Consider the following 13,257-nt stretch of genomic DNA (forward strand, 5'->3'; position numbering starts at 1 on the left):
GGGTTTCCTTTTCGGATTCACCATCATTATCAAAAAACGAGATGCGAAGTATTGCCTGCAGCGCTTGAAGAAATAGTGGTCGCGGCCAACAATCAACGGCGAGGCACCGAACGCCCCGGAGACGACCCCGACCATGAACACCGCCCCCCAGGCCGCGGCCGGCAACGCCGCCGAGCGCCGCGACTACTACGAACGCATCCGCCCGCTGAACCTCACGCCCCTGTGGGAATCGCTGCACGCCCTGGTGCCGCGCGAGCCGCAGACGCCCTGCGTGCCCGCGCTCTGGCGCTACGACGAGATCCGCCCGCTGCTGATGGAATCGGCCGCGCTCATCACCGCCGAGGAAGCGGTGCGGCGCGTGCTGGTGCTGGAGAACCCGGCGATGCCGGGCCGCTCCTCGATCACGCAGTCCCTCTATGCCGGCCTGCAGCTGATCATGCCGGGCGAGGTCGCGCCCTCGCACCGCCACGTGCAGTCGGCGCTGCGCTTCATCGTCGATGGCAAGGGCGCCTACACCACGGTCGGCGGCGAGCGCACCACGATGTTCCCGGGCGACTTCATCATCACGCCCTCCTGGGCCTGGCACGACCATGGCAACGAGGGCATCGAAGGGATGGCGGAGCCGGTGGTCTGGCTCGATGGCCTGGACATCCCCATGCTGCGTTTCTTCGACGCGGGCTTTGCCGAGAACGACGACGCCAGGATGCAGCACGTGGCCAGGCCCGAAGGCAACAGCCTGGCACGCTTCGGCCACAACATGGTGCCGGTGCGCCATGACCACGTGGCGCCCACGTCGCCGATCTTCAACTACCCCTATGCGCGCAGCCGCGAGGCGCTGGCCCAGCTGCAGAAGCAGGAGGCGCCGGATGCCTGGCTCGGGCACAAGCTGCGCTATGTCAATCCGCTGACGGGCGGCGCGCCGATGCCCACCATCGGGACGAATCTGCAGCTGCTGCCCAAGGGCTTTGCCGGCAAGACGCACCGCTCGACCGACGGCACCGTCTACAGCGTCGTCGAAGGCCGCGGCACCGCCGAGATCGGCGGGCAGCGCTTCGACTTCGGTCCGCGCGACACCTTCGTCGTGCCTTCGTGGGCGCCCCTGCGCCTCTCGGCCGCCGAGGACGTCGTGCTGTTCAGCTTCTCCGATCGTCCGGTGCAGCAGGCGATGGGCGTGCTGCGCGAGGCGTTTCTGCAGGACGCCTGACGAAGGCGCTGCCGCCGCAGCGCCGCTTCCTTCTTTTTCTCGAACCAACGTGCCGCCTCGCGGCAGGAGCTTTCCATGTCCTACGTCGTCACGCCGCCGGCCACCGTCGGCCTTCCCATCGTCGGCTCGTCCGGCCTGTTCCCGGTGCGCCGCGTCTACTGCGTGGGCCGCAACTACGCGGCGCATGCGCGCGAGATGGGCTTCGACCCCGACCGCGAACCCCCCTTCTTCTTCTGCAAGCCCAACGATGACGCCTCCGTCGTCCCGGTGCCGGCGGGCGAGACGGTGGGCATCCCCTACCCGGGCCAGACCGCCAACTACCACTACGAGGCCGAGCTGGTGGTGCTGATCGGCCAGGGCGGCCGCGACATCGCGGTGGAAGACGCCGCGAAGCACATCTACGGCTACGCCGTCGGGCTGGACATGACGCGCCGCGACCTGCAGATGAAGATGCGCGAGCAGGGCCGGCCTTGGGAGATCGGCAAGGCCTTCGACTTTTCCGCGCCGATCGGACCGGTGCGCAGGCTCGCGGATGCGGGCGAGATCGCCAGCGGCGCGATCACGCTCGAAGTGAACGGCGAGACGCGCCAGAAGAGCGACATCCGCAACCTCATCTGGTCGGTCAACGAGGTGATCGCCAATCTGTCGACGCTGTTCGCGCTGCAGCCCGGCGACCTGATCTTCACCGGCACCCCCGAGGGCGTCGGCCAGGTGCAGCGCGGGCAGACCCTGCGCGTGCGCATCGACGGCCTCGATCCCATCTCTGTCCGCATCGATTGAAGCCACCATGAACACCCCACGACAAGGCAAGCCCTCGGTGCTGCTGGTCGGCGGCGGCATCGGCGGCCTGGCCGCGGCCCTGGCACTGGCGCGCTTGGGCATGAGCGTCGACCTGCTGGAGCAGAGTGCGGCCATCGGCGAGATCGGGGCCGGGCTCCAGCTGGGGCCCAACGCCTTCGCCGCGCTGGACGCGCTGGGCGTCGGCGAGGCGGTGCGGCGTGGCGCCGTGTTCACCGACCGGCTCGTGATGATGGACGCGGTGGACTGCAGCGAAGTGGCCTCGGTCCCGGTGGGCGAGGCCTTCCGCGCGCGCTTTCGCAACCCCTACGCGGTGAGCCACCGCGCCGACCTGCACGGCGCGATCCACGAGGCGGTGAAGCAGCATCCGCTGATCCGCTTCCACACTTCGGCGCAGGTCCGGCAGCTCGACATCGGCGAACGCAGCGTGACGGCAGTGACGCGCGACGGCCGGCGCTTCCAGGCGGACGCCATCGTCGGCTGCGACGGCGTCAAGTCGGTGGTGCGCGCAAAGCTCATCGGCGATGCGCCGCGGGTCTCGGGCCACGTGGTCTACCGCGCGGTCGTGCCGGCCGCCGACATGCCCGAGGACCTGCGCTGGAACGCGCCCGTGGTCTGGGCCGGCCCCAACTGTCATCTCGTGCACTACCCGCTGCGCCGTGGCGAGCAGTACAACCTGGTCGTGACCTTCCACAGCCGCTACGACGAGGAGTGGGGCGTGACGGAGGGCAGCAAGGAGGAGGTGCTCTCGTACTTCGAGGGCGTGCATGCGCGCCCGCGCCAGCTGCTGGACCGCCCCAGCTCGTGGCGCCGCTGGAGCACCGCCGACCGCGAGCCGGTCGCCAACTGGAGCCACGGCCCGGCCACGCTGCTGGGGGACGCGGCCCATCCGATGATGCAGTACCTCGCCCAGGGCGCCTGCATGGCGCTGGAGGATGCGGTGACGCTGGGCGCCGCCGTCCAGGCCTGCGACTTCGACCTGGCCGCCGCCTTCCGGCTCTATGCATCAGCGCGCGTGGCACGCACCGCGCGGGTCGTGCTGTCGGTGCGCGAGATGGGCCGGCTCTACCATGCCAGGGGCGTGGAGCGGCTGGTGCGCAACAGCCTGTGGACCGGCCGCACGCCTGAGCGCTTCTACGACGCGGTCGAATGGCTGTACGCCTGGGACCCGTCCCGGTGCCTGGAAGATGCGCAGCGCGCGACCGCCTGAGACGAATCGAATTTCAACGACACGGAGACAAGCCTTCATGAAACGAATCCTCCCGCTGATCGCCGGCCTTGCCGTCGCGCTCTTCACGGCCGGCGCGGCGGCGCAGGCCGACTACCCGGCCAAGCCGGTCACGCTCGTCACGGCCTTTCCCGCCGGCAGCGGCCCCGACGCGGTGCTGCGGCTGGTGGCCGACAAGCTCGGCCGCATCTGGAACCAGCGCGTGGTGGTGGACAACAGGCCGGGCGGCGGCGGCTTCATCGCGATCGACCAGGCCAGGCGCGCGGCGCCCGACGGCTATACCCTGCTGCAACTCGACAGCGAGCACATCGCCGCGCTGCCGCACCTGTACAAGTCGCGCAACTTCGTGACGCTGCAGCACTTCGATCCCGTGGCCTCGCTGTTCCGCACGCCCTTCTTCGTCGCGGTGCCGACCGACTCGAAGTGGAAGAACATGAGCGACTTGATCGCCGCGGCCAAGGCCGGCCCGGTGAGCTACGGCTCCTGGGGCGTGGGCAGCCCCGGGCACCTGGGCGCGCAGCAGCTGGAGGCGCTGGCCGGCGTGCAGATGCAGCATGTGCCCTACCGCGAGGTCTCGCAGCTCTACACCAACGTGGGTTCGGGCGAGGTGGCGTGGAGCTTCGCGAGCATCCCCTCCAGCCAGGGCGTCTACAAGGCCGGCAAGCTGCGCTACATCGCGGTCGCCACGGCCAGGCGCGTCCCGCAGATGCCCGATGTGCCCACCATGGCCGAGTCCGGCGGCCCCCCTGGCCTGGAGGTCACGTCCTTCGTTTCCCTGCTTGCGCCGAAGGGCGTGTCGCCGGCGATCCAGTCGAAGATCAATGCCGACGTCGCCAAGGTCATCGCCGACCCCGACATCCGCGCCCGCTTCGACACCTTCGCCTTCGAGCCGCTGGCCTGGTCGCCCGACGAGATCCGGCGCCAGGCCGAGGCCAAGTCCAAGGTCTACGGCGAGCTCGTGCGGCGCGGGAACATCAGCCTGGAGTGACACGCGGTCACAGGCCGGCTTTATCCTCGGGCTCTCCCTTCCTTTCACTTGCTTGCGTCACTTTCATGCACCTGTCCAAGAGAGCTCTTCTGATCGCCGCCTGTGCGCTGCCGCTGGCCGCCGGCGCCCAGGCCACCTGGCCCACCAAGCCCGTGCGCCTGGTCGTCGGATTCCCCGGCGGCTCCACCCCGGACATCGCGGCCCGCACCATCGCCGAGCCGCTGGCCAAGGCGCTGGGCCAGCCGATCGTGGTGGACAACAAGCCCGGCGCCTCGGGCAACATCGCGGCCGACCAGGTGGCCAAGGCGACCGACGATCACACCCTCGGCGTGGTGATCAACGGCAACCTGACCTCGTCGAAGATGCTGTACCCGAGGCTGCCTTACGACCCCGCCAAGGACTTCACCTACCTCTCGCTGCTGACCACCGCGCCGCTGGTGCTGGTGGCGCAGAACAGCCTGCCCTCCGGCGCGGCCTTCTTCGATGCCGGGCGCAAGAGCGGCGACCGGTGGAGCTACGGCTCGGTGGGCGTCGGCTCCGTGGGCCACCTGGGCATGGAGCTGCTCAAGAGCCGCGTGCCGGGCCTGAAGGCGGTGCACGTGCCCTACCAGGGCAACCCGCAGGTCATGACCGACCTGATCGGCAACCAGATCCAGATGGCGCTGATCCCGCCCGGCATCGCCATGCCGCAGGTCAAGGCCGGCAAGGTGAAGGCCATCGGCATCACCAGCGGCCGCAGCGCGCTGGTGCCCGAGCTGGCCCCGCTGGCCGATGCCGGCGTGAAGGACTTCAACCTCGAGGTCTGGACCGCGCTGCTGGGCCCGGCCAATCTCTCGAAGCAGGCGCAGGAGCGCATCACGCGCGAGCTGGCGGTCGTGATGAAGTCGCCCGAGGTGCGGCAGAAGCTCTTCGAGCAGGGCTGGCAAGCGGTGGGCACCTCGCCCGACGGCATGCGCACGCGCGTGAAGGAAGAGGCGGCGATCATGACCAAGATCATTTCGAGCCAGGGCATCAAGCTCCAATGACCGCCACCGTCATCGAGCCGCAACGCGAGCTGCCCGTCTTCGGCGAGTACGACGTCGTCGTGGTCGGCGGCGGCCCGGCCGGCATCGCTGCCGCCGTGAGCGCCGCGCGCCATGGCGCGCGCACCGTGCTGGTGGAACGCTACGGCTTTCTCGGCGGCATGGGCACGGCCGGCGGGGTGACCAACTTCGCCGGGCTCTACGGCAAGCGCGACGGCGAGATGACGCAGCTGGTGCATGGCGTGGCCGACGAGCTGCTGGCGCGCATCGACGCGCTCGGCGGTCTCAACAAGCCGCAGGACGGCATGCAGGGCCGCATCCGCGTGCGCTCCTACGACACCTCGGTCTACAAGTGCGCGGCCGACGCGCTGCTGCTCGACGCCGGCGTCGCGCTGCTGTTCCACGCACTGGCCGCGTCGGTGGCGATGGACGGCGCGCGCGTCGCCGCGCTGATCGTCGAGACCAAGTCGGGCCGCGTGGCCCTGCGCGGCAATGCCTTCATCGATGCCAGCGGCGACGCCGACGTGGCCGCCTTCGCGGGCGTGCCCTTCGCGGTCGGCGACGGCCAGGGCAGCGGGCTCTTCCCCTCCACCATGTTCCGCGTCGGCCACGTGGACGCGCCGCGCGCGCTGGCCGCGGTGGGGGAGTTCAAGGCCATCAACGAACTGATGGCGAAGGCGCTCGAGCGCAGTCCCGGTGCCTACCGCTTTCCACGCGAGGGCGCGATCCTGCGGCCGCAGATCGATCCGCGCGAATGGCGTGCCAACGTCACGCAGATCCGCAACGCCCGTGGCGATGCGATGAACGGCGTCGACGCCCGCGAGCTCAGCGAGGGCGAGATCGAAGGCCGGCGCCAGATCGGCGAGTACTTCCGATTTCTCAAGGCCGAAGTGCCGGGCTTCGAGCAGTCGGCCATCGTGGAGATCGCGCCGCAGGTGGGCATCCGCGAGACGCGTCGCATCGAGGGCCTGTACGCGCTTTCGGGCGAGGACATCCTGTCCTCCGCGCGCTTCGACGACAGCATCGGCATCAACGCCTGGCCGATGGAGATGCACGCCGCGGGCAAGATCGAGTGGGCCTTCCCGCGCGACCCGCAGCGCAGCTACAACCAGCTGCCCTGGCGCATGCTGGTCCCGCACGGCGTCGACAACCTGCTGGTGGCCGGCCGCTGCGCCTCCATGACGCACGAGGGCCAGTCGGCCGCGCGCGCCAGCGGCGGCTGCTTCGTCATGGGGCAGGCGGCGGGCACGGCCGCGGCATCGCTCGGCGCCTCGCGTTTCGCCGAGGCCGACGTGGCGGCGCTGCAGAACAAGCTCGCGGCCGACGGCGTCGATCTCGATCGCTGACAGCCCGGAGACAGCCGGGGGACCGGCTCTTTGCTATCGTCGTCGGCTTCTGTTTTCCGCGAAGCGCCCACGATGACCGATTCCGCCACCGCCGCCCGTCTCGTCGGCGAGCTTGTCGACCTGATGCAACTGCAGCCGCTGGGCGATGACCGCTTCCTTGCGCAGAGCGAGGACATCGGCACGCCGGCGGTCTTCGGCGGCCAGGTGCTGGGCCAGTCGCTGGCGGCGGCCAGCCGTACCGTGGCCGTCGACCGGCCGGTGCATTCGATGCACGCCTACTTCCTGCTGCCCGGCGAGCACGCGCCCATCGAGTACGCGGTCGACCGCGTGCGCGACGGCCGCAGTTTCACCACGCGCCACGTGGTGGCGCGGCAGCGCGAACGCATCATCTTCGAGATGTCGGCCTCCTTCCAGACGGTGGACGAGGGCATCGAGCACCAGCTCGAGATGCCCGCCGAGCCCGGCCCGGAAGGCCTGCCCAGCGAGCTGGAGCAGCGCCGCGCGCTCGGCGACCGGTTGCCCGAGCGCTGGCGCAACGCCGCCCTGGCGCCGCATGGCATCGAGTACCGCCGCGTCGATCCCGACGACCTGTTGACGCCCGCGCCGCGGCCGCCGCAGGCAGCGCTGTGGATGCGCGCGATCGCGCCGCTGCCCGACGATCCGATCGTGCATCGCGCACTGCTGGCCTATGCGTCCGACCATGGCCTGCTGCGCGCGTCGATGCTGCCCCACGGGCTGAGCTTCATGAGCGGCCGGGTGCGCCCCGCCAGCCTCGACCACGCGATGTGGTTCCACCGCGATTTCCGCATGGACGACTGGCTGCTCTACGTGATCGATTCGCCCAGCGCGGGCGGCGCGCGCGGCCTGTGCCGGGGCAGCATCTTCACCCGCGACGGGCGGCTGGTGGCGTCGACCGCGCAGGAGGGGATGATCCGGGTGCTGCCGGAAGGAAGTCCCTGGTCCACGGCGGGCGGCGTTGCGCCGATCTGAGCGCAGGCCTGCGGCGTCTCAGCGGAACGGATTCGCCGTCGCGAACCAGAGGCCGATACCGGTGGCGATGATGAAGGCGCCGTCGGTCACGCCGGCGATCAGGAAGAACAGGGTCTGCAGCTGGTCCTTGAGCTCGGGCTGCCGCGCGGTGCCTTCCAGCAGCCTCGAGCCCACGATGCCGATGCCGATGCAGGAGCCCACGGCGGCAATGCCGATGAGAAGCGCGACGGCGAGGGGGAGGATGTCGAAGCCTTGGGTCATGGTGCTCTTTCGGGGCCTTGGAAGTTCGGCCTGGTGGCTGCCGGAACCCCTGTGGCTCCGGCTCGCCTCCACTGTCGTCGAGCGCTTGCGCGGCGTCGATGACCTCGCAGGTCATGGCGCCTGGCCGCCCCGCGCGCCTCAGCCGGGCAGCAGCCGCTTCAGGTAGTGCCCGGTATAGCTCGCCGGATTGGCGGCCAGCGCCTCCGGCGTGCCCGCGCCCACCACCGTGCCGCCGCCCGCCCCGCCTTCGGGACCCATGTCGATCAGCCAGTCGGCGGTTTTGATGACGTCCAGGTTGTGCTCGATCACCACGATGGTGTTGCCCGCGTCGCGCAGCTGGTGCAGCACCTTCAGCAGCAGTTCGATGTCGGCGAAGTGCAGGCCGGTGGTCGGCTCGTCGAGGATGTAGAGGGTGCGGCCGGTATCGCGCTTGCTGAGCTCGAGCGCCAGCTTGACGCGCTGCGCCTCGCCCCCCGACAGCGTGGTCGCGGCCTGGCCCAGCTTGATGTAGGAGAGGCCCACGTCCAGCAGCGTGCGCAGCTTGCGCTCGATGGTGGGCACGGCCTTCAGGAAATCGTGGGCGGCCTCCACCGTCATGTCCAGGATCTGCGCGATGTTGCGGCCCTTGTATTGCACTTCGAGCGTCTCGCGGTTGTAGCGCTGGCCGTGGCAGACTTCGCAGGGCACGTACACGTCGGGCAGGAAGTGCATCTCGACCTTGACCACGCCATCGCCCTGGCAGGCCTCGCAGCGCCCACCGGCGACGTTGAAGCTGAAGCGCCCGGGGCCGTAGCCGCGCTCGCGCGCGGTGTTGGTCTCGGCCATCAGCTCGCGGATCGGCGTGAACAGGCCGGTGTAGGTGGCCGGGTTGCTGCGCGGCGTGCGGCCGATGGGCGACTGGTCGACGTTGATGACCTTGTCGAAGTATTCGATGCCCTCCACCGCTTCGTGCGCGGCCGGCTCCTCGTGGGCGCGGTAGAGGGTGCGCGCGACCGCGGTGTAGAGCGTGTCATTGACCAGCGTGGACTTGCCCGAGCCGGAGACGCCGGTCACGCAGGTGAAGAGGCCGACGGGAAAAGCCACGCTGACGTTCTTCAGGTTGTTGCCGGTGGCGCCGACCACGCGGATTTCCTGCAGCTGGGTCTGCGTCGCCAGATGGGCGGCCTCCCGCGCCGCGCGCCGCTCCGCGGCCGGGCTCATGGGGAAGCGCGAGGCCTTCTTCGGCTCGGCGGCGTCGGGCTTGGCGACCACCGGCAGCCAAGGCGTGCGGCGCTTGGGCACGATGATCTTCTTCGCGCCCGAGAGGTACTGGCCGGTCAGTGAATCGGGGTGCCCCGCGACCTGCGCGTAGCTGCCCTGCGCCATGACGCGCCCGCCATGCACGCCGGCGCCGGGGCCCATGTCGATCACGTGGTCGGCCGCATGGATCATGTCCTCGTCGTGCTCGACCACGATCACGCTGTTGCCGATGTCGCGCAGATGCTTCAGGGTGCCGATCAGCCGATCGTTGTCGCGCTGGTGCAGGCCGATGCTGGGCTCGTCCAGCACGTACATGACGCCGGTGAGGCCGGAGCCGATCTGCGAGGCCAGGCGGATGCGCTGCGCCTCGCCGCCCGAGAGCGTCTCGGCGCTGCGGTCCAGGCTCAGGTAGTTCAGGCCCACGTCGTTGAGAAACTTGAGCCGCAGGCCGATCTCGCGCACCACCTTGTCGGCGATCTCGGCCTTGGCGCCGCGCAGGTGCAGCTGCTGGAAATAGTCCAGGCTCTCGCGCAAGGTGGCGCGGCTGATCTCGTAGATCGCCATGCGGCGCGTGCCGTTTTCCGACTCGTCGGCGAGGAACACATGGCGCGCCTCGCGCCGCAGGCGCGTGCCGCCGCAGTCGGGGCAGGGCTGCAGGTTGCGAAAGCGCGAGAGGTCCTCGCGCACCATGGCCGAATCGGTTTCGCGGTAGCGCCGCGCCATGTTCGGAATCACGCCCTCGAAGGGATGCTTGCGCACCAGCTTCCTGCCGGCCTGCTGACCGCTTTCCATGGTGTAGGAGAACTTGATCTCCTCCTCGGCCGAGCCGTGCAGCACCGCTTGCTGCACCGAGGCGGGCAGCTCCTCGAAGGGCGTGTCGACGCTGACCTTGTAGTGCTTGGCCACACTCTCCAGCATGCTGAAGTAGTAGCCGTTGCGCCGGTCCCAGCCCTTGATGGCCCCGCTGGCCAGGCTCAGCGAGGGGAAGGCGACCACGCGCTGCGGATCGAAGAACTCGCGGTTGCCCAGGCCGTCGCAGCTCGGGCAGGCACCCACCGGCGAGTTGAACGAGAAGAGGCGCGGCTCGAGCTCGGCCAGCGAGTAGTGGCAGATCGGGCAGGCGAACTTGGCGTTGAAGAGGTGGTCCTTCGTGCGGCCGTCCTCGTGCATCTCCAGCGCGATCGCACGGCCCTCGGCCAGGCGCAGCGCGTTCTCGAAGCTCTCGGCCAGGCGCTGCTGCATGTCGGGGCGGGCGCGCAGGCGGTCGATCACCACGTCGATGTCGTGCTTCTCGGTCTTCTTGAGCTTGGGCAGGTCGTTGTACTCGTAGGTCTGGCCATCGACGCGAAAGCGCACGTAGCCCTGCGCCTGCATCTCGGCGAAGAGCTCGAGGAACTCGCCCTTCTTCTCGCGTGCGACCGGGGCCAGGATCATCAGGCGCGGCTGGTCTGCAATGGCCAGCACGGCATCGACCATCTGCGAGACAGTCTGCGCCTGCAGCGGCAGGTCGTGGTCGGGGCAGTAGGGCGTGCCGGCGCGCGCATACAGCAGGCGCAGGTAGTCGTGGATCTCGGTCACCGTGCCCACGGTGGAGCGGGGGTTGTGGCTGGTCGCCTTCTGCTCGATGCTGATGGCGGGGGACAGGCCCTCGATCATGTCGACGTCGGGCTTGTCCATCAGCTGCAGGAACTGGCGCGCATACGCCGACAGGCTCTCGACGTAACGACGCTGCCCTTCGGCGTAGAGCGTGTCGAAGGCCAGGCTGGACTTGCCCGATCCCGACAGGCCGGTGATCACCACCAGCTTGTTGCGCGGGATGTCGAGGTCGACGTTCTTGAGGTTGTGGGTGCGCGCGCCGCGGATGCTGATGCGTTGCTGCGCGAGCGCGGCGCCGAGGTAGGCGCCGCTGGCGCTATCCATGAGGGTGGAATTCACGGGACGGTCGTTTTTGGACAACCGAGCATGATAAATCCCTCGTGATTTCAGGGCACGCCGGCGGTCTTGGGGCCCCGTTGCAGTGATCCGGCTGGCGCCACCACGGGGGAGGGCGAGCCGATCGAGGTCGCCACCATGTGATCGGCAAGCGACTCGTACAGTGGCCGGCTGATCATGCGCGACACCAGGCTGGCCAGCATGGCCGAGGCCATCAGGCTCAGCACCATGGAATGGCCGTCGACCATCTCCATCACGATGATGAAGGCAGTGAGCGGGGTCTGCGTCACCGCCGCGAGGAAGCCGGCCATGCCCATGGCGATCAGCGCCGGGCCGAGGCCGCCGCCGGCGAGCTGCGAGACGCTGTTGCCGATGCCCGCACCGATGGTCAGCGCCGGCGCGAAGATGCCGCCGGGCACGCCGCACCAGGCGGTCATCCAGGTGGCGATGAACTTGAGCAGGGTTTGGAGCGGCGAGAGGTCTTGATGGCCGGCCAGCATGCCCTTGACGCTCTCGGAGCCGGCGCCGAAGGTGGCGCCGCCCGTGACCAGGCCGATCACCGCGACCAGCATGCCGCCCACGGCAGCGAAGCGCAGCGGCCAGCGTGCACGCGCCGCATTCAGCCGGCCCGGTGCGCCCGTCAGCGAGGCCGCCATCAGCCGCGAGAACAGCCCGCCCGCCACGCCGCTCGCCAGCGTGACGGCGAGCCCCGGTCCCAGCGCCGACCAGCCCACGTGCGGTACCCGGATGACGCCGAAGTAGCTGAGATTGCCGAACACCGACACCGCCACCAGGCCCGCGAGCACGATGGCGGTGATGATCAAGCCGCTGGCGCGGGTCTCCAGCCGTCCGTACAGCTCCTCGATCGCAAATACCACGCCCGCGAGCGGTGCGTTGAAGGCGGCCGCGATGCCCGCGGCGCCGCCGGCGACCAGCAGCGCGCGCGCATCGATGGTGGAGGCCGGGGAAAGCCAGCGCCGCGCATGCTGCATCACGCCGGCAGCGACCTGGACGGAAGGGCCTTCGCGGCCGATCGACAGGCCCGCTGCCAGCCCGGCCACCGCGAGGCCGATCTTCGCGACGGTGAGCCGCAGTGACACCAGCCGGCCGCGGCGCTCGGGCGGCAGCGCCGGGTGCAGCGCAGCCTTGACCTGCGGAATGCCGGAGCCGGCCGCCCCTGGAAACCATCGGCGCGTGGCCCAGACGATGGCGGCCGTGAGAGCCGGCGTCCACAGCAGCAGGCCCCAGGGCTGCGCCTGGTGCAGTCGATGGAACAGGCCGAAGGCCCGGTCGCTGGCGAGCGTGAAGCCGACGACGAACAGGCCGGCAGCCACTGCATAGGCCAGCACGATGGCGCGGTCGAGCCAGAGGCGGCCGCTGGAAAGCTCGGCGCGCAGATTCTCGAGGAAGTCGGGTTCGCGGTTCATCGGGGCGGCTCATTCTCGCAGCAGGGGCGGCAGCATCCGCGAGCAAGACGGCGGCTGGCCTTCATGCGGCACAATGTTCCGTTTTCCCGGCTTCCGTCCATTCATCTTCAGGGGCAACACCTATGGCATCGGTCAACAAAGTCATCCTCGTCGGCAACCTCGGGCGCGACCCCGAAACCCGCACTTTCCCGAGCGGTGACCAGATCTGCAACGTGACCCTGGCCACCACCGACAAGTGGAAGGACAAGCAGAGCGGCGAGATGCGCGAGGCCACCGAGTGGCACCGCCTCGTGTTCAACGGCCGCCTGGCCGAGATCGCCGCGCAGTACCTGCGCAAGGGCTCGCAGATCTACGTCGAGGGCCAGATCCGCACGCGCAAGTACACCGACAAGGACGGCGTCGAGAAGTACGCCACCGACATCCGCGTCGACCAGATGCAGATGCTGGGCAGTCGCCAAGGCCAGGGTGCACCGACCGGCGAGGACGATGGCGGCTATGGCGGCGGTTATTCGCAGGGTGGCGGCGGTGGCGGCGGCGCTGGTGGCTACTCCCGCGCGCCCGCGGCGGCTCCGCGCGCACCAGCCGCGTCGCCGGCAGCGCGCCAGGCGCCGGCGAAGTCCTCGTCAGGCTTCGATGACATGGACGACGACATTCCTTTCTGACCGGATTCTTCGGAGTCGCCTCCAGAAGGCGCAGGGCTGACGGCCCTGCGCCTTTTTTATTTGTCCATTCGGGCTGATCGAGCTCAGGGGTGGCCTGCGGTCGTGCAGCAGTTGCAGGAGCAGCGGCTCCCGCACGCTCAGATCCTGATGAATTGTCGCG

Annotated in this window: 11 protein-coding genes; 8 read left to right on the forward strand and 3 right to left on the reverse strand. The window is 69.5% G+C overall.

The genetic code is table 11. From position 1 onward, the window contains the following. Positions 1 to 133 precede the first annotated feature (133 nt). The 7 genes from gtdA (at position 134) to J2739_RS03065 (ending at position 7,576) form a co-directional block, all read left to right on the forward strand. The gene (gtdA, locus tag J2739_RS03035) at positions 134 to 1,204 is read left to right on the forward strand and encodes a gentisate 1,2-dioxygenase (protein WP_309898379.1); all 1,071 of its coding nucleotides are present in this window, start codon (positions 134 to 136) and stop codon (positions 1,202 to 1,204) included. Positions 1,205 to 1,279: 75 nt separating this feature from the next. Beyond that, the gene (locus J2739_RS03040) at positions 1,280 to 1,984 is read left to right on the forward strand and encodes a fumarylacetoacetate hydrolase family protein (protein ID WP_309898381.1); all 705 of its coding nucleotides are present in this window, start codon (positions 1,280 to 1,282) and stop codon (positions 1,982 to 1,984) included. 7 nt (positions 1,985 to 1,991) lie between these two features. Beyond that, a complete protein-coding gene (locus tag J2739_RS03045) occupies positions 1,992 to 3,212 on the forward strand; it encodes a 3-hydroxybenzoate 6-monooxygenase (protein WP_309898382.1) in 1,221 nt (406 codons plus the stop codon). 37 nt (positions 3,213 to 3,249) lie between these two features. Next, positions 3,250 to 4,218: a Bug family tripartite tricarboxylate transporter substrate binding protein gene (locus J2739_RS03050; protein ID WP_309898384.1), complete on the forward strand. Its 969-nt coding sequence runs from the start codon at positions 3,250 to 3,252 to the stop codon at positions 4,216 to 4,218. Between the two features lie 65 nt (positions 4,219 to 4,283). Then, positions 4,284 to 5,243, forward strand: coding sequence for a Bug family tripartite tricarboxylate transporter substrate binding protein (locus tag J2739_RS03055; RefSeq protein WP_309898386.1), 960 nt, complete (start codon positions 4,284 to 4,286; stop codon positions 5,241 to 5,243). After that, positions 5,240 to 6,586, forward strand: coding sequence for an FAD-dependent oxidoreductase (locus tag J2739_RS03060; protein WP_309898388.1), 1,347 nt, complete (start codon positions 5,240 to 5,242; stop codon positions 6,584 to 6,586). The genes J2739_RS03055 and J2739_RS03060 overlap by 4 nt, the downstream gene beginning before the upstream one ends. 72 nt (positions 6,587 to 6,658) lie before the next feature. Further along, positions 6,659 to 7,576 carry an acyl-CoA thioesterase gene (locus J2739_RS03065; protein ID WP_309898390.1) on the forward strand — a complete coding sequence of 306 codons (918 nt, stop codon included), beginning with the start codon at positions 6,659 to 6,661 and terminating at the stop codon, positions 7,574 to 7,576. 18 nt (positions 7,577 to 7,594) lie between these two features. Here J2739_RS03065 and atpE read toward each other — a convergent pair whose 3' ends face one another. The 3 genes from atpE to J2739_RS03080 form a co-directional block, all read right to left on the reverse strand. Next, positions 7,595 to 7,837 (reverse strand): F0F1 ATP synthase subunit C, encoded by a 243-nt coding sequence (gene atpE / locus J2739_RS03070; protein ID WP_068684783.1) that lies wholly within the window; start codon positions 7,835 to 7,837, stop codon positions 7,595 to 7,597. Between the two features lie 138 nt (positions 7,838 to 7,975). Further along, positions 7,976 to 10,996, reverse strand: a complete 3,021-nt coding sequence (gene uvrA / locus J2739_RS03075; RefSeq protein ID WP_309898705.1) for an excinuclease ABC subunit UvrA — start codon at positions 10,994 to 10,996, stop codon at positions 7,976 to 7,978. Positions 10,997 to 11,058: 62 nt separating this feature from the next. After that, a complete protein-coding gene (locus tag J2739_RS03080; protein ID WP_309898392.1) occupies positions 11,059 to 12,435 on the reverse strand; it encodes a chloride channel protein in 1,377 nt (458 codons plus the stop codon). Between the two features lie 122 nt (positions 12,436 to 12,557). Between J2739_RS03080 and ssb the strand changes: the two genes are divergently transcribed. After that, on the forward strand, positions 12,558 to 13,097 hold the full coding sequence (ssb, locus tag J2739_RS03085; protein WP_309898394.1) for a single-stranded DNA-binding protein: 540 nt from the start codon (positions 12,558 to 12,560) through the stop codon (positions 13,095 to 13,097). The last annotated feature ends 160 nt before the right edge of the window (positions 13,098 to 13,257 follow it).

It is taken from the genome of Variovorax soli (genome assembly GCF_031454625.1).
In the GTDB taxonomy this organism is placed as follows: domain Bacteria; phylum Pseudomonadota; class Gammaproteobacteria; order Burkholderiales; family Burkholderiaceae_C; genus Variovorax; species Variovorax soli_A.